The organism is Reyranella sp. (assembly GCF_052439685.1).
Lineage (GTDB): Bacteria > Pseudomonadota > Alphaproteobacteria > Reyranellales > Reyranellaceae > Reyranella.
The window spans coordinates 1-21,316 of the sequence record NZ_JBQVQG010000009.1 but is presented as its reverse complement, the minus strand read 5'-3'; the positions used below and the strand labels follow the sequence as shown (position 1 = coordinate 21,316).

Genomic DNA, 21,316 nt, shown 5'->3' with positions numbered 1-21,316 from the left:
GACTCGCACGCGGCATGCAGGCCGCTTGAGGAAAACAAGGGAAGAAGCGCGACCATGCACATCGACGTCAGTCAGCCGCGCCTGTATCGCGAGGACAGCTGGGGCCCGCACTTCGCCCGGCTGCGGCGCGAAGATCCGGTTCACCGTCATGCCGAGAGTCCGTTTGGGCCCTATTGGTCGGTCACGCGCCATGCCGACATCATGAAGGTCGAGCTGGATCCGGCGACCTATTCTTCGGCCTCCGAACTGGGCGGAATCCAGATCACCGACCAGCCCCAGGGCGAGGAACTGCCCAACTTCATCCGCATGGACCCGCCGCGCCATACCGCGCAGCGCAGGACCGTGGCGCCCATCGTGGCTCCGTCCAACCTGGCCAACATGGAGGGGCTGATCCGCGAGCGCACAGCTCATGTGCTCGACGGCCTGCCGAGGGGGGAGACGTTCGACTGGGCCGATCGGGTCTCGACCGAGCTCACCGCCATGATGCTGGCGACCCTGTTCGACTTCCCGCAGGCGGACCGCCGCAAGCTCACTTATTGGTCGGACGTCGCGATCTGCAACGTGGACGCCGAGGACGCGGTCGTGAAGACCAACGAGGAGCGGATGGCCGAGCTGCGGCATATGGCCGAGACCATGGCGGCGCTGTGGCAGGAGCGCGCGGCGCGACCGCCGACTTTCGACCTGATCTCGATGATGGCGCACAGCGAGGCCACGAAGAACATGCCGACGCGCGAGTTCATCGGGAACTTCGCGCTGCTGATCGTGGGCGGCAACGATACGACGCGCAATTCGATGAGCGCCGGCCTGATGGCGATGCTCGACAATCCGAGCGAGGTCGACAAAGTGAAGGTCGATCCCGCGCTGATGCCGAATCTCGTGTCTGAAACGATCCGGTGGGCGACGCCGGTGATCCACATGCGGCGCACCGCCCGCACGGATTGCGAACTGGGCGGCAAGCAGATCCGCGCCGGCGACAAGGTGGTGATGTGGTACGTCTCGGGGAATCGCGACGAGGCGGCGATCGACGAGCCCGAACGTTTCATCGTCGGCCGGCCGAAGGCGCGCCAGCATCTTTCCTTCGGCGCCGGCATCCATCGCTGCGTCGGCGACCGTCTGGCCGAGATGCAGATCCGGATCCTGTGGGAGGAGCTGCTGAAGCGCGACCTCGTGATCGAGGTCGTCGCGCCCCCGGTGCGGCTCTACTCCAACTTCATCCGCGGCATCCGCTCGCTGCCGGTCAGGATTCGCGCCTGATCGTCGCGACGCCGGCGGCGAAGGCCTGCTGCAGCAACCAGACGTCGCCGGCGATCGAGACGAAGTCGTAGCCGAGCTTCACGAACTGAGCGGCCTGCTTCGCGTCGACGGCGAGGCGGCCGGCGGATTTGCCGTGCTTCTTCGCCGCCGCGATCGTGGCCTTCTCGGCATTGAGGAAGTCGGGATGGTCGAAGGCGCCGGGCTCGCCCATGGCGACGGTGAAGTCATTGTGGCCGAGCCACAGCATGTCGACGCCGGGCAGGGCGGCGATCTCTTCGGCCGCGGCGGCGCCGCGTGGATCCTCGACCTGCAGGATGATGGCGGTGCGCGCATTCTGTTCGGCGAAGCGCGGCAGCAGCGGCTCGGAGCGCATGGCAAAGCGCTCATGGGCGAGGCCCAGCGCCACGCCGCGCGTTCCGTCGGGCCAGTATTTGGCGGCGTCGAGCACTGCCTTGGCCTGCTCGACCGACGAGACGATCGGTACCATCACGCCATCGGCGCCGGTATCGAGCGCGCGCGAGATGTGGTGGCGCGACTGCGAGGGCACGCGCACGACCAGCGGCAGGTTCGCCGCCTGCATGTAGCGCACGACCTGGCGCACGGTATCGAAGCCGAAACCCGTATGCTCCATGTCGAGCACTGCGAACTCGGCGTCCGCCGCCTTCAGGATCTGGCCGATTCCCGGTGTGGCGAATTCGAACAGGAAGGTGCCGATCTTCGTCGGGGCGGTGCCCACGAGTGCGCGAAGTCCATTGCTTGTCATTGTCGTTCCCCCTTTTGAGGGGCGATGCTAGCGTGGACCGTCCCCACGACACACCTGCTTTAGGGAGAGAACCATGAAGCTCTATTACATGCCTGGCGCCTGCTCGATCGGCATCCACGTTCTGCTCGAGGAGATCGGCAAGCCCTACGACGTGCACAAGGTCGATGGTGCCAAGCAGGAACAGTACGGGCCGGACTTCGTGGCGCTCAATCCGAAGTCGAAGGTGCCGACCCTGCAGCGCGACGACGGTTCCGCGCTGACCGAGTTCCCCGCGATCGCCGTGTGGCTCGCGCGCAAGAATCCGGAGAGCGGCTTGCTGCCGTCCGATGCCGACGGCGAAGCGCGCGCGCTGGAGGCGATGGACTACGCGGTGTCGACCATGCACATGCAGGGCTTCAGCCGCATGTTCCGCCCCGGCAACTTCGCCTACACCGAAGCCGATCACGATAAGGTCAAGGCGCGCGGCAAGGAGATCATGGAGAAGGGCCTCGCTGTCATGGACAAGGCGCTGGAAGGCAAGGAATACCTCGCCGGCAAATTCTCGGTCGCCGATGCCGCGCTCTTCTATGTTTCCTTCTGGGCGGCCGGGCGCATGAAGATGCCGCTGCCCAAGAACGTCGCCGCCCACTACGAGCGCATGAAGGCCCGTCCGGCCGTGCAGCGCGTGCTCGAAAAGGAAGGCCTGTCGGCCGCGGCCTGATCCAGATTGCGATCGACGGACCGCCGCGTTCGCGTGGCGGTCCGACCGCGCACCTTCGGTGTCGCGCCGCGCTGGGCTAAGCTCGCGCCATGTCCTTGCCTGTTTTCCTGCGCAATCGCCTCCGCCTGCCGCTGATTGCGGCGCCGATGTTTCTCGTCTCCGGGCCGGCCCTCGTGACGGCGGCCTGCCGTGCCGGCGTCGTCGGCTCTTTCCCGACCGCCAACTGCCGCACCGTCGAGGAACTCGATGCCTGGCTGGCCGGCATGGCCGACGATGCGAAGCGTGCCGCCGATACGGAGGGCCGTGCGCCCGCGCCGTGGTGTCCCAACCTGATCGTGCATCGCTCCAATCCGCGCGTGCCCGAGGATCTGGCTGCCGTGCTGCGTCACAAGGCGGAGATCGTGATCACGTCGGTCGGCTCGCCCGAGCCGGTGATGAAGCCGCTCAAGGACGCGGGCTGCCTCGTCCTGGCCGACGTGGCGTCGGTCCGTCATGCCGAGAAGGCGGTGGCGGCGGGCGTCGATGGGCTGGTGCTGCTGACGGCGGGCGCCGGCGGGCAGACCGGCTGGGCCAATCCCTTTGCCTTCGTGCGGGCGGTGCGGACTTTCTGGGACGGGATGGTCGTGATGGCGGGCGGCATGGCGGACGGTCACGCCGTCGCGGCGGCCCAGGCTCTGGGCTGCGACCTTGCCTATATGGGCACGAAGTTCATCGCCACGCGCGAGAGCCTGGCCAAGGACGCTTACAAGCAGATGCTGGTGTCGAGCAGGCTCGACGACGTGCTGCTGACCCGGGCCTTCACCGGCCTCGAAACCAATATGCTGCGCCCGTCGATCGAAGCGGCGGGCCTCGATCCCGACAACCTCCCGGTGCGCGGCAAGATCGATATTTCGAAGGACATCAACGCTACCGAGCGCGAACGGCCGGATGCCAAACGCTGGAAAGACATCTGGAGCGCCGGTCATTCGGTCTCGGGCGTGGCGGATGTCCCGACGGTTGCCGACCTGATCGAGCGGACGTCGGTCGAATACGATGAGGCGTGCCGATCAATGCAGCGCGTATAGCCCGCAGGAGAAGCGGAATTCGGCGGGCTTCACGAGCTGGGCATTGGCCACGCGCACCCGATGGACTTTGCCGTCGAGATTGTGCTCCCAGAAATCGAGGAACTTGCTGAGGGCGGGGAAACGAGGGGCCAGATCGAGATTCTGCCAGAGGAAACTCTGCAGAACATGCTGGTGATCGGGCATCCAGTAGAGGATTTCGGCGGTCGTGATGCGATAATCGTTGAGCTGCGCAACAAAATTACGATCCATTTAGACCCTCCTTGACTTGGTGCGCGTCGGGGAATAGTCACGCACCCTTCAAGAAAAATCAGCAAAAATCGTTCCAGAACAAATACTTAGCAGCAGTCTGGGGCGATTGCTGCAGGTGCGAACCTACTTTCTAGAACCTTTTGCCCTCTGCCTTGACTCAAGCAGCAGGTAACCCTAAATGCCGTGCGCCATTGGCACTCACTGTCTGAGAGTGCTGACAGCGCTTTAATTCACCGCGGCCACCAGGTCGCGCAGGGTCAATTGCTTACTGGAGGAAGAACCATGAAGTTCCGTCCGCTTCACGACCGGGTCGTGGTCAAGCGCGTCGAGGAAGAAGGCAAGACCAAGGGCGGGATCATCATCCCCGACACCGCCAAGGAAAAGCCGATGGAAGGCGAGATCGTGGCCGTCGGTCCGGGCGCCCGCGACGAGAAGGGCAACCTGGTTGCGCTCGACGTCAAGAAAGGCGATCGCGTCCTGTTCGGCAAGTGGTCGGGCACCGAGATCAAGATCGATGGCCAGGATCTCCTGATCATGAAGGAATCCGACATCATGGGCATCATCGAAGGCTCCGCCTCGATGAAGAAGGCCGCCTGAGCTTCGCTCGGCTTCACCGAAATCAACATTCAAGAGGAATAGAAAATGGCAGCCAAGGAAGTCCGCTTTAGCGCCGACGCCCGCGAGCGCATGCTGCGCGGCGTCGACATTCTCGCCAACGCCGTCAAGGTGACGCTGGGTCCGAAGGGCCGTAACGTCGTCATCGACAAGTCGTTCGGCGCGCCGCGCATCACCAAGGACGGCGTTACCGTCGCCAAGGAGATCGAGCTCGCCGACAAGTTCGAGAACATGGGCGCCCAGATGGTGCGCGAAGTGGCCTCGAAGACCAACGACATCGCCGGCGACGGCACGACGACGGCGACCGTTCTCGCCCAGGCGATCGTGCGCGAAGGCGTGAAGTCGGTCGCGGCCGGCATGAACCCGATGGACCTCAAGCGCGGCATCGACCTCGCGGTCGAGGCGGCCGTCGAGGACATCAAGGCGCGCGCCAAGAAGATCACGGGCACGGACGAAGTCGCCCAGGTCGGCACGATCTCGGCCAACGGCGACAAGTCGATCGGCAAGATGATCGCCGAAGCCATGAAGAAGGTCGGCAACGAGGGCGTCATCACGGTGGAAGAGGCCAAGAGCCTTGACACCGAGCTGGACGTTGTCGAGGGCATGCAGTTCGATCGCGGCTATCTCTCGCCGTACTTCATCACCAACGCTGACAAGATGATCGCCGAGCTCGACTCGCCGTACATCCTGCTGTTCGAGAAGAAGCTGTCGGGTCTGCAGGCGATGCTGCCGGTGCTTGAGGCGGTCGTGCAGTCGGGCAAGCCGCTGCTGATCATCGCCGAGGACGTCGAGGGCGAGGCCCTGGCGACCCTGGTCGTGAACAAGCTGCGTGGTGGCCTGAAGATCGCCGCCGTCAAGGCGCCGGGCTTCGGTGACCGTCGCAAGGCGATGCTCGAGGACATGGCGATCCTGACCGGCGGTCAGCTGATCTCCGAGGACCTCGGCATCAAGCTCGAGAACGTCACGCTCGACATGCTCGGCAAGGCCAAGAAGGTCATCGTCGAGAAGGAAAACACCACGATCGTCGACGGCTCGGGCAAGAAGGCGGACCTCCAGGCCCGCATCAGCCAGATCCGCGCCCAGATCGAGGAGACCACTTCGGACTACGACCGCGAGAAGCTCCAGGAGCGCCTGGCCAAGCTCGCCGGCGGTGTTGCGATCATCAAGGTCGGCGGCGCCACCGAAGTCGAAGTGAAGGAAAAGAAGGACCGCGTTGACGACGCCATGCACGCCACCAAGGCTGCGGTGGAAGAGGGTGTCGTTGCCGGCGGCGGTTCGGCCCTGCTCTACGCGCTCCGCGCGCTGGACAAGGTCCGCACCTCCAACGACGACCAGAAGGTCGGTATCGAGATCGTGCGTCGTGCGCTGCAGGCGCCCGTCCGCCAGATCGCCGAGAACGCCGGCTACGACGGCGCCGTCGTCGCGGGCAAGATGCTCGAGCAGAAGGACACGAACTTCGGCTTCGACGCCCAGAAGGGCGACTATGTCGACATGATCAAGTCCGGCATCATCGATCCGGTGAAGGTCGTTCGTACGGCCCTGCAGGACGCCGCCTCGGTGGCCGGCCTGCTGGTCACGACGGAAGCCATGATCGCCGAGAAGCCGGAGAAGAAGGCCCCGATGATGCCGCCGGGTGGCGACGGCGGCATGGGCGGCATGGACTTCTAAGTCCATTCTTCTCAAAGAATGCGGAAAGGCCGGGGAGAGATCCCCGGCCTTTTCTTTTGGCTCGCACGCCGTCACCGTGGCTTTCCCCCTCCGTCCTTCGGGGACACCTCCCCGGTCTGACGGGGGAGGCTGGGAGGGGGAAGGCAGGGGACGGGGTTTGAACTACCCGACATCGATCAAAGGCGTGTTGATTCACGACCGCCGCGTCCTGCTGCTTTTGAACGAGCGCGACGAGTGGGACCTTCCCGGCGGGCGTCCCGATCCCGGCGAAGATCATCGTGCGGCGCTGGTCCGCGAGGTGCGCGAGGAAACGGGGCTTGCCGTCGAGGTCGGCGCCCTCGTCGACGAGCATCTGTTCCAGGTGTTGCCGCAGCGCTTCGTGTGGATCGTGGCCTATGCCTGCGCGGTGCGAGCCGAGGGCGCGATCGCCCTCAGTCACGAGCATCGCGAAGCGTGCTGGGTCGAACTCGCCGCGGTTGCCGAATGGGTCGCCGGCTTTCCGCTGCCCTCGGGCTATCTCGGCGCGATTCGCCAGGCTGCCCGCCAGCTTCCGTCGTCGTAGCTGCGGCTTGTCTTCACGTCGAGGAAGCGGTCGTGGGCGCCTGCAGCGCCGAGCCACAGCTCGTTCCAGGCGTCGAAGCCTGCCAACGGGTCGGCGAGCGGGAGGTCCCGCGCGAGCTTCCACCCGTCCATGCGAACCACGACGGCACCGTCCTTCTCCTCGGTGGTGATCGCCTCTCCCTCGGCGGACAGAAGGGCCGTCAGCCAGCGCGCGAACAGGCAAGCGCTTTCGAGGTCGCCCCTTTCCACGTCGGTCGGCAGGTCGAGGTCGCGCGCTGTCTCCTCGTGGAACTGCAGCCCGACGAGACGCGCCACGCGGCCCATCTCGAGCTGGGCGTCCTTCGGTCCCAGGAGGTCCTGCAGCACCGGCAGCATGGTCTGCACATAGCCCATCGCATAGGACCGGTAGGTACGCAGCCGCCGTTCCTCGGGCCAATTCTCCGTCGCGAGCTTCGGCTGGGTCTTCCAGTCGATACGCGGCATCTCCTGGTCGTAGGCGAAGCGCACGCGCTCCTCCTCCTTCAGGGGGCGGCCATAGTCGTAATAGTAGCCCTCGAGGCCGGGCTTGCCGTCGACCGTCATGCCCGTACAGACGAAGCCGAGGCCCGGGTTCTTCAAGGAGATGCCGTTGTGGCCGTGCCAGCCGTGCAGGAAGGCGGCCGACACTTCGTGCGGTACCGCCGCGATGGCGGTGCCCTTCCACATCCAGCGTGGCGGCGGATAGCGTACCCAGGCCTTGCTGTCGCTCTCGCGCAGATAGCCCGTCTTGACGCCGCCCAGCGCGTTGGAATGGTAATGATAGAGCGCGCAGGCCGGCGCATCCTTCTCAGCCGTGAGGCCGAGTTTCTGCAGGCCAGGCAGGAATTTCTCGAGATGCTGGCGGCGGAAGTGGCGAAAGATGTATTCCCGCGCCGTATCGCTGCCGCGTCGCGAGACGAGGCCTATGACCAGCGCCGTCATCAGCGCATTGTAGAGCGTGCCAACCGCCCTGTAGGCGGCTTCGCTAGCCATGATGGCCGTCGATCAGGATCGCCTTGGAGTGGCCCGCTTTCAGCCGCATCGCGAGGACGGGCTTGTACTCCTCCGAATGATAGAAGCGCTCGGCCTTGGCGCGGTCGGGGAACTCCAGCACGACCACACGCGCCGGCGTCCAGCCGCCTTCAAGGCTGGTGCACTCTCCGCCGCGCACGATGAACTTGCCGCCGAACTTGGAGACGAGGCCCGGCGTGTGCTTGCGGTACTCGTTCATCAACTCTTCGTCCTTGGTGTCGATCTCGACGATGATATAGGCCGTCACGTCTTTCTCCCTCGTCAGCCAGTTTCCATGGGCAGGGCCGGATCGTTGGCCCATTCCTGCATGGAATTGTCGTACACCGAGACGTTCCTGTGACCCAAGAGGGCCGTGAGGACGAAAGCGTCGAGCGTGGCCGCTATGCCGCCGCCGCAATAGACCAGCACGCGCTTGTCCGGGGCGGCGCCGACCCCTTCGAAGGCGGCGCGCAGCTCGGCGATCGACTTCAGCGCCTTGTTCGGCCCGAACAGGCTGGCGGCCGGCACGCAGGACGAGCCGGCGATGCGGCCGGCGCGGCCATAGACCACGCCGCCCGCGCCGCTGTGCTGGTCCTGACTGAGCGCGTTGAGGGTCAGCGTCGAGGGATCGCCGATCGCGCCCTTGATCGCGTCCTTGCCGACGAAGATCTCCGGCCGGCCGCGCAGCGACAACGTCGCCCGCGGATGGGTGACAGGCTCGGTCGACAGCGGGCGGCCTTCGGCCTTCCATTTGTCGAGGCCGCCGTCGAGGATCGCGACCTCGTCGAAGCCCACCGCGCGCAGCATCCACCAGATGCGGCTCGCCCACACGGGCGACGCATGGCTGTAGAGGACCACGAAGGTGCCGTGGCCGACACCCTTGGCCGCAAAGGCCCGGGTGAGCTCTTCGAGCGAGGGCAGGGTGAAGCGGAGTGGCGAGGTCTTGTCGGAAAGGTCGGCCTGAAGGTCGAGATAGGCCGTGCCTGGGATGTGTCCCTTGTCGTAGTTCTCGCGCCCGCTTTCGGCGACGTAGCGACCATCGGGGCCGGGCTTCAGGTAGGTGGTGCAGTCGAAGACGCGAAGCGCCGGCGCGCCGAGCTGGCGCGCGAGTTCGTCTGTCGTGATCAGGTTGGCCGAATGGGCCATGTCGCTCTCCCGGGGTTGGGGAGAGCGGAGACTAGCGCGGTTCGGACGAACCGTGCCTCAAGTTAAATCGTCTTCGACGGCAGCGGCGGAACGCTGACCGGGCCGGATGACGGCGAGGCGGCGGTCGGTGCCGGTGCCGAGGCCGGCGGCAGCTGGCCCATCTCGGGCGACTTCGGGGCGGCCGGCGTGGTCGTGGTCTTCTTCGTCTTCTTGGACGGTGCCTTCGCGACCTGGACCTTCTTCAGACAGGCGCTGCGCTGCGAGCTGCTCTTGATCTTGTTGCAGGAGGCGGTCGTCGGCGCCTTCGGCTTGGCGGTGGGCGCCGGGGTCGGCATGGTCTCGTCCTGGGCGAAAGACGGGGCGGCGAAGGCGACCGCAGCCAAGGCGGCCATGCTGGCGATCAAAAGACGCATGAGAATCTCCCGGGCCGCTTGCGATGAGGGGACGGATGCGGCCTCGCTATATCGTTAAAATGCTATGTGATTTATAGCATTTATGTCAAATTCTTAATAGGTTAGAGCAACTGCAATCGGAAAGCCCGTGCAGGCCATTCTCAACGTCGCCTTTCCGATCTTCGGCGTCATCCTCGCGGGTTATCTGGCTGGTCGCTGGCGTATCCTGGGGCCCGAGGCGACCACGGCGCTGAACGCCTTTGTGAGCTACTTCGCGTTGCCGGTGCTGTTCTTCGGGACCCTGGCGCGCACGCCGGTGACTGCCGTTCTGGATCCCAGCCTGATGGCGGGCTTCGGAATCGCCGTGGTCGCGACCTTCGGTGTCGGCATGGCCACGACACGGTTGGTTTCGCGGGGCGGTCTGGCGGCCATGAGTCTCCAGGGAATCGCGGCCTCGTGGGGCAATGTCGGATACATGGGCGTCCCACTCTGCCTCGCAGCTTTCGGCGAGCAGGGCCTTCCGCCGGCCATGCTCACGGTGATCGTGACGGCCGTCGTCTCCATGGTGTTTGGCGTCATGCTGATCGAGCTCGAGGTCGCGGCGGGCCACGGTCCCCTGCGAACCTTCCTGCGCGCCGCCTTCAACGTGGCGCGCAATCCGCTGCCGGTCTCGATTGCGCTCGGCATCGTGGCCTCCTGGGCGGGACTCCCGATTCCCGTGCCGGTCGAGAAATGGCTCGATCTCATGGGGGCCGCCGCCGCGCCCTGTGCGCTGTTCGCCATCGGCCTTTTCCTGTCGGACAAGTCGATCAAGAGCGGTCTTGCCGAAGCCGGCCTCGCCACCCTGATCAAGCTCCTGCTGCAGCCGCTGGCGGCGCTGCTGATCCTGCCTTTCTTCGTGCCCATCGATTCGATTGCGGGCAAGGTGGCGCTGCTGATGGCCGCGCTGCCGACCGCCGCCAATGCCTTCGTGCTGGCCAAGCAGTTCGATGTGTCGGTCGAGCAGAACACCGCCTCCGTTCTGCTGTCGACGGCCTTCTCGGTGGTGACGGTTTCTGCTTTGCTGGTCTGGCTGCGCGTGACCTGACGACGAAACGGGAGAACACCATGCTTCAGGAATTCAAGAAGTTCGCGATGCGCGGCAACGTCGTGGATCTCGCCATCGGTGTGATCATCGGCGCGGCCTTCAGCAAGATCATCGACTCGCTGGTCGGTGACATCATCATGCCGATCATCGGCCGTATTGCGGGCGGGCTCGACTTCACCAACTACTTCATCGGCCTCACGCCGGCGGCCAGTCAGGCCGCGACCTACGATGCCGCCAAAAAGGCCGGCGCCACGCTGGGTTACGGCACCTTCCTGACCGTGACGGTGAACTTCCTGATCATCGCCTGGGTCCTCTTCCTGGTGATCAAAGGCATGAACCGCGTGATCAAGCAGGAAGAGAACGCTCCGCCGCCGCCCGCGCCGCCGACCAAGGAGCAGGAGTTGCTGACGGAGATCCGCGATCTCCTGAAGGCGCGCGGCTAGGCCGCCGCCTTCGGCTGGGCGAACACCGCGTCGAGCCGGTGGGCCAGCCCGTCGGAGATCTTCGTGAGCGGCAGGCGGCATTCCGGCGAGGCAATCAGCCCTTGCCGCCACAGCAGATGCTTGATCGGCATCGGGTTGGCCTCGGCGAAGAGCATCGGCACGAAGCCGGCGAGCGGCGCCCACGCCTTCCGCGCGCCGGCGAGATCGTTGGCCCTGAAGCAGCGCTCGACCTCGACGAAGCCCTCCGTTCTCAGGTGGCTCGCCGCCAGGATGCCGCCTTCCGCGCCGTTGGCGCGCATGGTGAAGAACAGCGCATCCTCGCCGGTCAGCACGGCGAAGTCGGCCGGCTTGCGGCGCAACAGTTCGAGCGACTGCTCGACGCTGCCGGAACTGTCCTTGACGCCCACGATGTTCGGCAGCTCGGCCAGTTCGAGCAGCGAGTCGTTGGAGAGGTTCACCGCAGTTCGGTAGGGAATGTTGTAGATCACGACGTTGCGGTCGGTGGCCGCGGCGATGCGACGGAAATGGGCGGTCAGCCCGTCCTGGCTCGGCCGGTTGTAGTAGGGGCACACTGAGAGGATGCCGGCGATCGGCAGATGGCGGAGCCGCTTCAACTCCTTCTCGACCTTTGCCGTGGCGTTGCCGCCGATGCCGGCAAACACAGGCACGCGACCGTCGGCGACCGCCAGCGTGCGCTCGATCACGGCGGCGATTTCGTCTTCGTCGAGCGCCGGCGATTCGCCCGTGGTGCCGAGTGGCAGCAGCCCGTCCACGCCCTTGGCGATGTAGTGATTCACCAGCCGGTCGTAGCTCGCGAAGTCGATGGCGCCGTCCTTGAACGGCGTGATGAGGGGCAGCCAGAGGCCTGAAATCCTGGTGATCATGGGGCGACGCTAGGGCGAAGCCAAAAATAACAGAAACGAATGTTTTGGATGGGATTGTTCGGAAGTGCTTATATGTTCTCCATGCGCAAGGACCTCGATTTGGCGCTGGTGCGCGCCTTTCTGACTGTTGTCGAAGCGGGCGGCGTCACGCGGGCTGCAGCGGCGCTCGGCATGAGCCAGGCGGCGGCCAGCCAGCAGATCAAGCGACTGGAGGAGGCGCTCGACTGCCGGCTCTTCAGCCGCCAGGGGCGCGGACTGGTGCTGGCACCGGCGGGTGAGCGGCTGCTGGAGCAGGCGCGACGGCTGGTGGCGATGAACGACGAAGTCTGGTCCTCGATGCGTGCGCCGCAGTTCGAGGGCGAGGTTCGCTTTGGCGTGCCCTATGACATCATCGGCAGCTTCGTGCCGGCGATCCTGCGGCGCTTCGCCAAGGCACAACCGCGCGTGAGAGTCAGCCTCGTCTGTGAGGATTCACGCGTGATCCGCGAGGAACTGAAGTCGGGCGGCGTCGATCTCGCCATGACGACCGAGACGGAGTGCGGGCGGCACGGCGAGACCTTGCGCACCGACCGCCTCGTCTGGGTCGGCGCGCCGGACGGAGACGCCCACCTCAAGGATCCGCTGCCGGTTTCGCTCGGCGCGCCGACCTGCGTCTTCCGACCCGTCGCGGTCGAGGCACTGGGCAAGGCCGGGCGCGACTGGCGCGCGGTCTGCGAGGTGAGCCGGCTAGAGCCCGTTTATGCCGTGCTGGAGGCGGGCCTCGCGGTCGCACCGCTGCTGCGCTCCTCGGTCCCCGAGCGCTTCGTGATCCTCGGCCGTGAGGCGAAGCTGCCGGCGCTGCCGGAGTTCCGTATCAACCTCTATGCCCCGCCGGGCCTCGGTCCCGCGGCGCGCGATCTGGCCGATCACGTGCGGGCAACTTTTTCCGGACGGTTACGAAACCATAACAATTGATACCAAGCGCCCCCTGTGCCGATGCGGCGCCGGCCCGTATCTTCGCGTGCATGGACGGACGCGGTTCGAGACATCGCCGCACCGGCCAGCGAGTTTAGAGGGGGCGTCTGGGGGCCTGGAGAGTGAACAACTCTCCGGGCCCTCTTTTTGTGCTGACATGAAACGGTCATGGAGGCGTGTTTGATCCGGGCGTCTCGGAGGAGGAGCAGGTGATGTCAGCAACGAGCGAGTCCGTGCTCGAAAAGCCACACGGCGCGGTCGTGGTCCGGCCGTCGACCGAAAACGACGTGCCGGCCATGATCGCGATCTACACGCACCACATCACGCGCGGCGTGGGCGATGTCGATATCGAGCCGACGCAGGCCGACGACATCAAGCGGCGGCGCAAGAACATGCTGCGGCGCCGGCTGCCGCATCTCGCGGCCGAGCGCGACGGCGTGATCGTGGGCTATGCCTATGCGGTGCCGTTTCGAAAGCGTCCGGCCTATCGCTATGCCGTGAAGCATTCGATCTACGTCCATCCCGATCATGTCTCTACCGGGATCGGCCGTCTCCTCCTGCCGGCGCTGATCGAGGCCTGTGCTGGCGCAGGCTATCGCCAGATGTTCGCCTATATCGACGCCGACAATGTCGCGTCGCTCAGCCTGCACGAGACCCACGGCTTCCGGCGGGTCGGCCTGCTGGAGGGCGTCGGCTTCAAGTACGGGAAGTGGGCCGACAGCGTGCTGATGCAGCGCGCCATCGGCGCAGGCATCAGCACGCCGCCGGTAGAAATCGCCTACTCGCGCACCACGTAGGTGTAGAAGCGGACGCGCCCTTCCTTGTCGATCTCGCGATAGATGCCCTGGATCTCGACGTCGAAGCCGGGAAACAGGTTGGCACTCTTCTGGAACATGAGCAGGTAGTCGAGCATCGGCTTGGCTCGTTCGTCGAGCCTTTCGCCGGGCACGATGCTGGCGATGCCCGGCGGATAGACCACGAACATGGTGGTGGCGATACGACCGGCCGCCTCTTCGATCGGCACATAGTCGACATTGTTGCGGACGAGCTGGCGCACCGCCTCGTGTGGCGCCATGGCGGGCTCGGGCAGGTGCTCGGGCATGAACTGCGCGCGCTGCATCAGGCTGACGTTGCTTTCGCGGAAGAAGGCATGCATCTCGGCGCAGAGATCGCGCAGGCGCAGGCCACCATAGCGCGCCGGCCGGCGGCGGACGAATTCGCCAATCACGTCCTCGAGCTTCGCGTTCTCGTCGTGCAGCCGCTTGAAGATCACGAGCGCGCTCAAGAGCGTGCCCGCCTTGCTCGATTCGACGCCGGGCGTCATCAGGAAGAGCAGGGAGTTGAGATCGTTCTTCTCCGGCACGATCTGGTTCTCGCGAAGATACTGCGCGACCACGGGGGCGGGGATGCCGTGGCCGGCATAGCCGCCGTTCTCGCGATCGAAGCCGGGCGTCAAGACAATCAGCTTGTTGGGATCGGTGATCGCATAGCCCGGCGCCACGTGCTTGAAGCCGTGCCAGCGCCTCTCGGGCGCCAGCTCCCAGTAGCGCGCGTGGGTCGCCAGATCATCGGTCGGAACTTCCTCCCAGAGCTGCTCGCGGTCGCCCACCATCACCCGGTTGGGAATGAAGGGCTCGAAGAACCAGCGCCGCGCCGGGTCGCGTTCCTTGTCCTCGAACTCGCGGCGGATGGCGCGCATCTTCTTGCGGATCTCGATGCCGAGCCGGATCGTGTCGTCCCACAGGACCTCGCCCGAACGGCCCTTCATCATCTGCGCGCCGACGTCGAGCGAGGCGAACAGCGGGTAGAAGGGAGAGGTCGAGGCATGCAGCATGAAGAATTCGTTGAACCGGCGATGCTCGATGCGCCGGCGCTGCCCCTTGATGTGCCGATCCCGGATATGGATCTGCGAGGCCTGGCTGAAGCTGGCGAGCTGCTTGTGCGCCGACTGCGTGGCGATGATGCCGGGGCTGTCGGGCCCCAGATTGGTCAGGCCCATGGCGAAGCGGCCGGCATAGAGCGGGTGGAACTTCATGAAGCCGGCCCAGGCCTCGTCGAACAGGATGTAGTCGCAGAGATGGCCGATCTTCTCGACGATCAGGCGTGCGTCGTTGATCGTGCCGTCATAGGTGCACTGCTCGATGACGGCGACGCGGAACGGCCGCTCGCGCTTCCACGCCTCCTTGTCCTGGACCAGCGGGTTGGTGCGTATCTTCTCGCGGATGGCGGTCTCGTCCAGCGCCTCGTGGAAGATCGGCCCGATCAGCCCGTGGGCGTTGCGGTCGGTCTCGAGATAGATGGGGATGCCGTTGCCCAGGAACAGCGCGCCGTGATGGGCGGCCTTGTGGTTGTTGCGGTCGAACAGGACGAGATCGCCCTCCGCGACCAGCGCCTGCAGCACGATCTTGTTCGACGACGAGGTGCCGTTCAGTACGAAGTAGGTCTTCTCCGCGCCGAAGATGACGGCGGCTTCCTTCTGCGCCTTCAGCGCCGGGCCCTCGTGAACCAGCAGGTCGCCGAGATCGAGCACGGAATTGTCGAGGTCGTCGCGAAACACCGCCTCGCCCAGGTGCTCGACGAAGATCCGGCCGATCGGGCTCCTGTTGTAGAAGATGCCGCCATTGTGGCCGGGGCAGGTCCAGAGCTGGTTGCCTTCCTCGGCATAGTCGACCAGCTCGCCGAAGAACGGTGTCTTCAGCGTCTCGGCGTATTGCTTGAGCCGGCTCACCAGGTTCTTGGCAATGAACTCCGGCGTCTCCTCGGAGAGGAAGATGTAGCCGTCGATAAAGTCCATGAGTTCGACCGGGATGTCCTGCAGCCGCTTGCGGCGCACCAGGATCACGATCGGCATCTCCAGCCCGCGCCGCCGCATCATGTTGATCATCGCGGCAGCCTTGCCGTCGAGGCCCTTCTTGCCCCAGTCCACGACCATGCAGCCGATGGCGGCGTCGGTCTGCACCACCATCTCGGCATCCTCGATGCGGCGGGCCCGCACGACCTGGAAGCCCATCTTCTCGATGGAAACCGTGATCTCGCCCAGCCTGTGGCCTTCGAGATCGTCGGCATCGAAGGCCGGAGCGCAGACGAGGAACGTGAAACGCCTGAAGAAATCCATCAGTAGACCGCCGGGACATAGAGTTCGGGAGCGACCGGCGTGCGCGCGTAGTCGGGCTTGTGTTCGCGCTTGGGCAGGACGATCGGTTGGTGTTCAACGTCCTTATACGGGACTTGTTGCAGAAGGTGGTGGATGCAATTGAGCCGGGCGCGGCGCTTGTTGTTGCCCTCGACCACCCACCACGGCGCTTCCGGAATGTGTGTCCGGGCCAGCATCTCCTCCTTGGCCTTGGTGTACTCTTCCCAGCGCCGACGGGATTCGAGGTCCATGGGGGAGAGCTTCCACTGCTTCATCGGATCGTGGATGCGCATCAGGAAGCGCATGTTCTGCTCCTGATCGGTGATCGAGAACCAGTATTTGAGCAGGATGATCCCGGACCGCACGAGCATGCGCTCGAACTCGGGGACGGTCTCGAAGAAGTCCCGCACGTCGCTCTCGGTGCAGAAACCCATGACGCGTTCGACGCCGGCCCGATTGTACCAGCTGCGATCGAACAGCACGATTTCGCCGCCCGCCGGCAGGTGCGAGATATAGCGCTGGAAGTACCATTGGGTGCGTTCGCGCTCGGACGGCGCCGACAGGGCGACGGTGCGGCAAACGCGCGGGTTCAGCCGCTGGGTGACGCGCTTGATCACGCCCCCCTTGCCGGCGGCGTCGCGACCCTCGAACAGGACGACGACCTTTAGCTTCCGGGCGATCACCCAGTCCTGCAGCCTGATCAGCTCGCGCTGCAGCCGCAGCAGCTCGGTGAAGTAGAATTTCCGGTCAATCCCTTCGTTCTGCGGCAGGTCGCCGTCGCCATGCTCGGGCAGGCGGGCCAGCATTTCGTCGCCCAGCTCGAGCTCGAGGTCCTCGTCGATGCTGTCGGCCAGCTCCCGGCGGACGCGATCCTCCAAAGCCTTGCGGTCCCCTTCGTTCTGCATGCCAAGCCCTCCGTCGCCCGTTCAGAATGGCCGGGAAAGTGAGGGGCGCATATGACAATTTGACGACGGTCACGCTACGTCGCGAGTGGCGGCCTCAGGGGCGCGGCAACAGGCCCTTTTCCTGCATTTCCGCGAAGCACTTCCGGAACATCGCCTCGGTATCCATCACCTCGGTGAAGCCGGCCTGCATCAGCTTGATGGTCGAGACGATCGCCGCCGGGCCGGGCTCCGTGCGGCCATGGCCCATCGTATAGTCGGCATATTCGAACGACAGGCCGACGAACTCCTTCAGCGTACCCGACTTCAGGCGATGGGTGGCGCGGATCTCGGCCCAGTCGGCTTCGCGCGGCCGGATCTCGCGGTCGAGCGCCAGGGGCACATGCTCGCCCGGCTCGAAGCCCAGCGCATCGGCGATGGCGGGCCAGACGTTGGGCCACACGAAGACGTCGCCGTTGGTGACGTTGAAGATCTCGTTGCGCGCCGCCCCGGCCTCACCCGACCAGGCGATGGCGCGGGCCAGGAGGTCGGCATCGACCGCCTGCGCCACGCGGCCGACGCCGCCCGGATAGTCGAGCTTCGTCTTGCCGGCCCGGCGCATGAAGGCGGCATAAACGCCGAGCGCCGGGATGACGTTCATGGCGCTGCCCACCGAATCGCCCACGATCAGGACGGGCCGCAGGATCGACCAGCTCCAGTTCGTGCCCGGCTGGCACTCACGCAGGAAGCGCTCCTGGTTCCAGTAGAAGTTCGGCTGCTCGTGCATCTCCGAACGGTTCTCTCGCGCCGGCACGGCGAGCGGGCGGACATGCACGCCATAGGCCTTGGTCCCCTGCAGCAACGCCACATGCCGCAGTCCCGGCGCCGCCCGTTCGAGCGGGGCCATCAGGTTGCGCAGCATCCGGTCGTTGGTGCGGATCTGCTCCTCTTCCTGCCACCCGGCAACCAGCCCCGGCCGTTCGTAGAGGGCGGCATAGACGAGGTGCGTGACGCCCGCGAACTCCGGCGCCATCGCTTCGCAGGCCGCCCGGTCGGTGAGATCGAGCGGCAGCCAGCGCGCCCCGTGAGTCTCGTTCGGCCGGCGGCGCGAGACAGCCACGACTTCGCGGCCTTCGACGGCGGCGAAGTGCTTCATGGCGGCATGGCCGACGAGGCCAGTGGCCCCGGCGACCAGGATTTTCTTCGAAGGCATCGTCACTCCTGGCAGTGCAGGGTGACGAAGCTACTCCACCTTGGCGCCCGACGCCTTGATCACGGGCGCGAGCTTCTTTTCCTCGGCGGCGCGGTAGGCGGCGGTCTCCGTGGGCGTCATCCAGATCTGGGTGGCGCCCTGCTGGTCGAAAGCGGCTTTCACGCTGGGCTTCTGCAGGGCCTGCTTGGTCAACGCCGAGAGCTTTTCGACCATTGCCGGCGGCACGCCGGCCGGCGCGCAGACGCCGCCCCACGAAGTGATCTCGAAGCCCGGCAGGAACTCTGCGAAGGTCGGCTTGTCGGGCACCGCTGGATGGCGCTCCTTGGAGGTCACCGCGAAGCCCTTCACCTTGCCGCCCTTCATCAGGCCAAGTGGCCCGGGAATGTTGTCGAACATCATGTCGACCTGGCCTGCCAGGATGTCCTGATGGGCGGGCGCACTGCCCTTGTAGGGCACGTGCAGCAGGTTGACGCCGGCCATCTGCTTGAACATCTCGCCGGTGAGATGCGGGCTCGTGCCCGCGCCCGACGAAGCGAACGAGAACTTGCCCGGATTGGCTTTCGCCAACGCGATCAACTCGGGAATCGTGTTAGCCGGGAAGTCGAGTCGGGTCATCAGCATGTTGGGCACCGACCACAGCATGGCGACGCCCGTGAAATCCCTACCGGCGTCGAACGGCAGCTTGGCGTAGAGCGTCGGCGCGATGGCATGCGCGGCGATCGTGTAGAGGCCGATCGTGTAGCCGTCGGGCGGTGACTTGGCGATGAAGTCGGCGCCGATGTTGCCGCCGGAGCCCGCACGGTTTTCGATGATGAACTGCTGGCCCGTCAGTTCGGAAAGTTCTTGGCAGACGATGCGCGATAGCGTGTCGGTCGGGCCGCCGGCTGGAAACACCACGATGTATTTCACCGGCCGGTTGGGCCAGTCGTTCTGAGCGCGCGCGATGCCCGAGGCGATCATCGGTGCGGCGAGTGAAACGCCCGAGAGGATGAGCGCGCGCCTGCGCGGAATCCTGATTCTGGTCATTGAACGTAGCCTCCTGTGCTTTCTTTATTGCGACGCAGTCTAGCTGAGTCGTTCCGCTGTTCAATACGGTGCCGGATCGGAGCCTTCGCTTGATTTGACAAGGCCCCGCAGCCACGGTGGCGGCCGAAACAGGAGAAAATTCGATGAAACTCGATTTCACGGGAAAGAAGGCGATCGTCTGCGGCGGCAGCCGGGGCATCGGCAAGGCCATCGCCATGGGCTTCGCGGCCTGCGGTGGCGACGTCTCGATCTGCGCACGCGATTCCAAGACACTCGAAGAGACTCGCGCGGAACTTGCCAAGCACGGACATAAGACGCATGCCGCCAGCGCCGACCTCGGCCAGGGCGAAGCGGTGCGCGGCTATGTGCGTGATGCCATCTCGGCGCTGGGCGGCGTCGATTTCCTGGTAAACAACGCCTCGGCTTTCGGCTCGTCGGACGACGACAAGGGTTGGACCAGCAATCTCGCGGTCGACATGCTCTCGATCGTCCATGCCACGCAGGAAGCCCTGCCCGAGTTGAAGAAGTCGCAGGGCAACGTGGTCAACATCTCCTCGATCTCCGCCCATCATCCCGCGGCGCGCCAGCCGCCCTACGGCGCCATCAAGGCGGCGGTGATCCACTACACAGTCACACAGGCGGCGATGTACGCAAAGGACCGCATCCGCGTGAACTGCATCGCGCCCGGCTCGATCGAGTTTCCCGGCGGCGTTTGGGACAAGCGCAAGACCGACAATCCGGCGCTCTACAACGGCACGCTGGCCTCGATCCCGTTCGGCCGCATGGGCCATGCCGAGGAAGTGGCGAACGTCGCGCTGTTCCTCGCCTCGCCGTTCGCTTCGTGGGTGACCGGCCAGACCATCGCCGTGGCCGGCGGGCAGGGACTGTAAGGCCGATGTCCCCGACCAGCCGATCCCACGTCCTTCTCTGGACGGATTCTCCGACGGCCTATCTCGACGCGATCCAGGCAGCAGGCCTCGCCGACCGTGTCGCGATCGACACGCTGCCGCGCAAGGAGAAGCCGTCTGCCGAGCAGCTCGCCCGGACCGAGGCGATGATGGCGGGGGCGGTGCCGGCCGGGCTGCTCCCCGCGATGCCCCGGCTGCGTTGGGCGCAGGCGATGAGCGCCGGTGTCGACAACTGGCTGGCGCTCCCCGATCTGCCACCGGGCCTCACGCTCACTTGCGCGCGCGGCACGCACACCGAGTCGATGCCGGAGAACATCATCGGCGCGCTGTTCCACGTCGCGAAGCCCTATGCGCTAGCCGCCGAAAACCAGAAGCAGAGCCGGTGGGTCCATACGGTTGCCGAGCCGCTGACGGGCAAGACGCTCGGCATCCTGGGTCTCGGCGTCATCGGTCAGGAGGTGGCGCGCATCGCCGTTGCGCTCGGCATGCACGTGATCGGCACCAAGCGTCGTCCGTCGCGCATCCCGAACGTGGCCGAGGTGCTGCCGCCGGAAGCCACCGATGAGGTGCTGTCGCAGTCCGACTTTGTCCTGCTGCTTCTGCCGGCGACTCCGGACACCGAGAACTTCATTGATGCGAAGCGTCTGGCCAAGATGAAGGCATCAGCCTGGCTGCTGAACTTCGGCCGAGGTCAGATCGTCAACGATGCCGATCTGATGGCAGCGACGAAAGAGAAGAGGATTGCCGGCGCATTGCTCGACGTGTTCCGGCAGGAGCCGTTGCCTTCGAACCACCCGTTCTGGACGGCCGAAGGCATCGTTGTGCTGCCTCATATCGGCGGGCCGCACCCACAGCGCGACCGCTTCGTGGCGCGCCTGTTCGTCGAAAACCTGAGACGCTTCCTGGAGGGCGAGCCGCTGAAGGAAGTGGTCGACCGCAGCGCGGGTTACTAGGGGCCTCAGGCCCATCGCGATGAACGGGATGGCTCTCACCTATCCCTGACACACAACGGCCCGTTCCGGGAAAGGAACGGGCCGCCTCGTGATGGAAGAAGGGGTCAGCGAGTGGTGCCGGTCGCGCCACCCGACACACCGCCGGATCCGGCGGGCGCGGGGGCCATGCCCTGGTTCACCGAACCGCCGCCGGTCGAGCCTGCGCCCACACCCATGGAGCTGGTGCTGCCACCCGGAGCAGGCGCCGTGCCGCTGCCCGTCGTGCCGACACCGGTCCCTGCCGACGTGCCGCCCGGAGACGTCGTCGTCGCGGCGCCGCCCCCGGTGCCCGTGCCGGTCGTGCCGCTGGGACCGGTCGTCGAGGCACCGCCGCCCACCGAAGCGCCACCGCTC

The 21,316-nt window shown here is 65.6% G+C and carries 23 protein-coding genes and 1 pseudogene; 13 read left to right on the top strand and 11 right to left on the bottom strand.

Annotated elements, in window-relative coordinates; genetic code table 11:
* Positions 1–54 precede the first annotated feature (54 nt).
* A complete protein-coding gene (locus tag ACT6UX_RS13745) occupies positions 55–1,254 on the top strand; it encodes a cytochrome P450 (protein WP_444775721.1) in 1,200 nt (399 codons plus the stop codon).
* On the opposite strand, the gene ACT6UX_RS13740 is transcribed toward ACT6UX_RS13745, so the two are convergent.
* Positions 1,238–2,017 (bottom strand): HpcH/HpaI aldolase family protein, encoded by a 780-nt coding sequence (locus tag ACT6UX_RS13740; RefSeq protein WP_444775720.1) that lies wholly within the window; start codon positions 2,015–2,017, stop codon positions 1,238–1,240. The genes ACT6UX_RS13745 and ACT6UX_RS13740 overlap by 17 nt on opposite strands.
* A 73-nt stretch (positions 2,018–2,090) precedes the next feature.
* Here ACT6UX_RS13740 and ACT6UX_RS13735 point away from each other — a divergent pair, with 73 nt between their 5' ends.
* Together ACT6UX_RS13735 and ACT6UX_RS13730 are read left to right on the top strand one after the other, a co-directional pair.
* Positions 2,091–2,717: a glutathione S-transferase family protein gene (locus ACT6UX_RS13735; RefSeq protein WP_444775719.1), complete on the top strand. Its 627-nt coding sequence runs from the start codon at positions 2,091–2,093 to the stop codon at positions 2,715–2,717.
* An 89-nt stretch (positions 2,718–2,806) separates the two neighbouring features.
* A complete protein-coding gene (locus ACT6UX_RS13730; RefSeq protein ID WP_444775718.1) occupies positions 2,807–3,781 on the top strand; it encodes an NAD(P)H-dependent flavin oxidoreductase in 975 nt (324 codons plus the stop codon).
* On the opposite strand, the gene ACT6UX_RS13725 is transcribed toward ACT6UX_RS13730, so the two are convergent.
* Entirely contained in the window at positions 3,764–4,030 is a 267-nt protein-coding gene (locus tag ACT6UX_RS13725) for an usg protein (RefSeq protein WP_444775717.1), read from the bottom strand. The genes ACT6UX_RS13730 and ACT6UX_RS13725 overlap by 18 nt on opposite strands.
* A 282-nt stretch (positions 4,031–4,312) precedes the next feature.
* Here ACT6UX_RS13725 and groES point away from each other — a divergent pair, with 282 nt between their 5' ends.
* The 3 genes from groES (at position 4,313) to ACT6UX_RS13710 (ending at position 6,875) form a co-directional block, all read left to right on the top strand.
* Positions 4,313–4,627: a co-chaperone GroES gene (gene groES / locus ACT6UX_RS13720; protein ID WP_296329370.1), complete on the top strand. Its 315-nt coding sequence runs from the start codon at positions 4,313–4,315 to the stop codon at positions 4,625–4,627.
* Positions 4,628–4,672: 45 nt separating this feature from the next.
* Positions 4,673–6,313 (top strand): chaperonin GroEL, encoded by a 1,641-nt coding sequence (groL, locus tag ACT6UX_RS13715; protein ID WP_422017293.1) that lies wholly within the window; start codon positions 4,673–4,675, stop codon positions 6,311–6,313.
* 157 nt (positions 6,314–6,470) lie between these two features.
* A complete protein-coding gene (locus ACT6UX_RS13710; protein WP_444775716.1) occupies positions 6,471–6,875 on the top strand; it encodes an NUDIX hydrolase in 405 nt (134 codons plus the stop codon).
* Here the strand turns inward: ACT6UX_RS13710 and ACT6UX_RS13705 are convergent.
* The 4 genes from ACT6UX_RS13705 to ACT6UX_RS13690 form a co-directional block, all read right to left on the bottom strand.
* A complete protein-coding gene (locus ACT6UX_RS13705) occupies positions 6,827–7,885 on the bottom strand; it encodes a hypothetical protein (protein WP_444775715.1) in 1,059 nt (352 codons plus the stop codon). The genes ACT6UX_RS13710 and ACT6UX_RS13705 overlap by 49 nt on opposite strands.
* Positions 7,878–8,171, bottom strand: coding sequence for a DUF1330 domain-containing protein (locus ACT6UX_RS13700; protein ID WP_444775714.1), 294 nt, complete (start codon positions 8,169–8,171; stop codon positions 7,878–7,880). Before ACT6UX_RS13700 ends, ACT6UX_RS13705 begins: the two co-directional genes overlap by 8 nt.
* Before the next feature lie 14 nt (positions 8,172–8,185).
* The gene (locus ACT6UX_RS13695) at positions 8,186–9,049 is read right to left on the bottom strand and encodes a sulfurtransferase (protein WP_444775713.1); all 864 of its coding nucleotides are present in this window, start codon (positions 9,047–9,049) and stop codon (positions 8,186–8,188) included.
* Between the two features lie 62 nt (positions 9,050–9,111).
* Positions 9,112–9,462: a hypothetical protein gene (locus ACT6UX_RS13690; protein WP_444775712.1), complete on the bottom strand. Its 351-nt coding sequence runs from the start codon at positions 9,460–9,462 to the stop codon at positions 9,112–9,114.
* Between the two features lie 127 nt (positions 9,463–9,589).
* On the opposite strand from ACT6UX_RS13690, the gene ACT6UX_RS13685 reads away from it, so the two are divergent.
* A complete protein-coding gene (locus ACT6UX_RS13685) occupies positions 9,590–10,528 on the top strand; it encodes an AEC family transporter (protein ID WP_444775711.1) in 939 nt (312 codons plus the stop codon).
* Positions 10,529–10,548: 20 nt separating this feature from the next.
* Entirely contained in the window at positions 10,549–10,971 is a 423-nt protein-coding gene (gene mscL / locus ACT6UX_RS13680) for a large conductance mechanosensitive channel protein MscL (protein WP_444775710.1), read from the top strand.
* On the opposite strand, the gene dapA is transcribed toward mscL, so the two are convergent.
* Positions 10,968–11,855 carry a 4-hydroxy-tetrahydrodipicolinate synthase gene (gene dapA / locus ACT6UX_RS13675; RefSeq protein ID WP_444775709.1) on the bottom strand — a complete coding sequence of 296 codons (888 nt, stop codon included), beginning with the start codon at positions 11,853–11,855 and terminating at the stop codon, positions 10,968–10,970. The genes mscL and dapA overlap by 4 nt on opposite strands.
* 72 nt (positions 11,856–11,927) lie before the next feature.
* On the opposite strand from dapA, the gene ACT6UX_RS13670 reads away from it, so the two are divergent.
* Together ACT6UX_RS13670 and ACT6UX_RS13665 are read left to right on the top strand one after the other, a co-directional pair.
* Positions 11,928–12,809, top strand: a complete 882-nt coding sequence (locus tag ACT6UX_RS13670) for a LysR family transcriptional regulator (RefSeq protein ID WP_444775708.1) — start codon at positions 11,928–11,930, stop codon at positions 12,807–12,809.
* Positions 12,810–13,021: 212 nt separating this feature from the next.
* Entirely contained in the window at positions 13,022–13,606 is a 585-nt protein-coding gene (locus ACT6UX_RS13665) for a GNAT family N-acetyltransferase (RefSeq protein WP_444775707.1), read from the top strand.
* On the opposite strand, the gene ACT6UX_RS13660 is transcribed toward ACT6UX_RS13665, so the two are convergent.
* The 4 genes from ACT6UX_RS13660 to ACT6UX_RS13645 all read right to left on the bottom strand — a co-directional run bounded on the left by ACT6UX_RS13660 (position 13,588) and on the right by ACT6UX_RS13645 (position 19,062).
* Entirely contained in the window at positions 13,588–15,924 is a 2,337-nt protein-coding gene (locus ACT6UX_RS13660; RefSeq protein WP_444775706.1) for an Orn/Lys/Arg decarboxylase N-terminal domain-containing protein, read from the bottom strand. The two genes, ACT6UX_RS13665 and ACT6UX_RS13660, sit on opposite strands and share 19 nt — an antisense overlap.
* Positions 15,924–16,847 carry a polyphosphate kinase 2 gene (ppk2, locus tag ACT6UX_RS13655; RefSeq protein WP_444775705.1) on the bottom strand — a complete coding sequence of 308 codons (924 nt, stop codon included), beginning with the start codon at positions 16,845–16,847 and terminating at the stop codon, positions 15,924–15,926. Before ppk2 ends, ACT6UX_RS13660 begins: the two co-directional genes overlap by 1 nt.
* A 94-nt stretch (positions 16,848–16,941) precedes the next feature.
* On the bottom strand, positions 16,942–18,036 hold the full coding sequence (locus tag ACT6UX_RS13650) for an NAD-dependent epimerase/dehydratase family protein (RefSeq protein ID WP_444775704.1): 1,095 nt from the start codon (positions 18,034–18,036) through the stop codon (positions 16,942–16,944).
* A 30-nt stretch (positions 18,037–18,066) separates the two neighbouring features.
* On the bottom strand, positions 18,067–19,062 hold the full coding sequence (locus tag ACT6UX_RS13645; protein ID WP_444775703.1) for a Bug family tripartite tricarboxylate transporter substrate binding protein: 996 nt from the start codon (positions 19,060–19,062) through the stop codon (positions 18,067–18,069).
* Between the two features lie 143 nt (positions 19,063–19,205).
* Here ACT6UX_RS13645 and ACT6UX_RS13640 point away from each other — a divergent pair, with 143 nt between their 5' ends.
* The 3 genes and pseudogenes from ACT6UX_RS13640 to ACT6UX_RS13630 all read left to right on the top strand — a co-directional run.
* Positions 19,206–19,952 carry an SDR family NAD(P)-dependent oxidoreductase gene (locus tag ACT6UX_RS13640; protein WP_444775702.1) on the top strand — a complete coding sequence of 249 codons (747 nt, stop codon included), beginning with the start codon at positions 19,206–19,208 and terminating at the stop codon, positions 19,950–19,952.
* A gap of 5 nt (positions 19,953–19,957) precedes the next feature.
* Entirely contained in the window at positions 19,958–20,923 is a 966-nt protein-coding gene (locus ACT6UX_RS13635) for a D-2-hydroxyacid dehydrogenase (RefSeq protein ID WP_444775701.1), read from the top strand.
* 111 nt (positions 20,924–21,034) lie between these two features.
* Positions 21,035–21,316 (top strand): annotated as a pseudogene (locus ACT6UX_RS13630) (caspase family protein); the annotation flags it as partial.

Excerpts from the sequence above, each read along its gene's own strand:
- ACT6UX_RS13745 (WP_444775721.1), top strand. The coding sequence starts at position 55 with ATGCACATCGACGTCAGTCAGCCGCGCCTGTATCGCGAGGACAGCTGG.
- ACT6UX_RS13740 (WP_444775720.1), bottom strand. The coding sequence starts at position 2,017 with ATGACAAGCAATGGACTTCGCGCACTCGTGGGCACCGCCCCGACGAAG.
- ACT6UX_RS13735 (WP_444775719.1), top strand. The coding sequence starts at position 2,091 with ATGAAGCTCTATTACATGCCTGGCGCCTGCTCGATCGGCATCCACGTT.
- ACT6UX_RS13730 (WP_444775718.1), top strand. The coding sequence starts at position 2,807 with ATGTCCTTGCCTGTTTTCCTGCGCAATCGCCTCCGCCTGCCGCTGATT.
- ACT6UX_RS13725 (WP_444775717.1), bottom strand. The coding sequence starts at position 4,030 with ATGGATCGTAATTTTGTTGCGCAGCTCAACGATTATCGCATCACGACC.
- groES (WP_296329370.1), top strand. The coding sequence starts at position 4,313 with ATGAAGTTCCGTCCGCTTCACGACCGGGTCGTGGTCAAGCGCGTCGAG.
- groL (WP_422017293.1), top strand. The coding sequence starts at position 4,673 with ATGGCAGCCAAGGAAGTCCGCTTTAGCGCCGACGCCCGCGAGCGCATG.
- ACT6UX_RS13705 (WP_444775715.1), bottom strand. The coding sequence starts at position 7,885 with ATGGCTAGCGAAGCCGCCTACAGGGCGGTTGGCACGCTCTACAATGCG.
- ACT6UX_RS13695 (WP_444775713.1), bottom strand. The coding sequence starts at position 9,049 with ATGGCCCATTCGGCCAACCTGATCACGACAGACGAACTCGCGCGCCAG.
- ACT6UX_RS13690 (WP_444775712.1), bottom strand. The coding sequence starts at position 9,462 with ATGCGTCTTTTGATCGCCAGCATGGCCGCCTTGGCTGCGGTCGCCTTC.
- mscL (WP_444775710.1), top strand. The coding sequence starts at position 10,549 with ATGCTTCAGGAATTCAAGAAGTTCGCGATGCGCGGCAACGTCGTGGAT.
- dapA (WP_444775709.1), bottom strand. The coding sequence starts at position 11,855 with ATGATCACCAGGATTTCAGGCCTCTGGCTGCCCCTCATCACGCCGTTC.
- ACT6UX_RS13670 (WP_444775708.1), top strand. The coding sequence starts at position 11,928 with ATGTTCTCCATGCGCAAGGACCTCGATTTGGCGCTGGTGCGCGCCTTT.
- ACT6UX_RS13665 (WP_444775707.1), top strand. The coding sequence starts at position 13,022 with ATGTCAGCAACGAGCGAGTCCGTGCTCGAAAAGCCACACGGCGCGGTC.
- ACT6UX_RS13660 (WP_444775706.1), bottom strand. The coding sequence starts at position 15,924 with ATGGATTTCTTCAGGCGTTTCACGTTCCTCGTCTGCGCTCCGGCCTTC.
- ppk2 (WP_444775705.1), bottom strand. The coding sequence starts at position 16,847 with ATGCAGAACGAAGGGGACCGCAAGGCTTTGGAGGATCGCGTCCGCCGG.
- ACT6UX_RS13650 (WP_444775704.1), bottom strand. The coding sequence starts at position 18,036 with ATGCCTTCGAAGAAAATCCTGGTCGCCGGGGCCACTGGCCTCGTCGGC.
- ACT6UX_RS13645 (WP_444775703.1), bottom strand. The coding sequence starts at position 19,062 with ATGACCAGAATCAGGATTCCGCGCAGGCGCGCGCTCATCCTCTCGGGC.
- ACT6UX_RS13640 (WP_444775702.1), top strand. The coding sequence starts at position 19,206 with ATGAAACTCGATTTCACGGGAAAGAAGGCGATCGTCTGCGGCGGCAGC.
- ACT6UX_RS13635 (WP_444775701.1), top strand. The coding sequence starts at position 19,958 with ATGTCCCCGACCAGCCGATCCCACGTCCTTCTCTGGACGGATTCTCCG.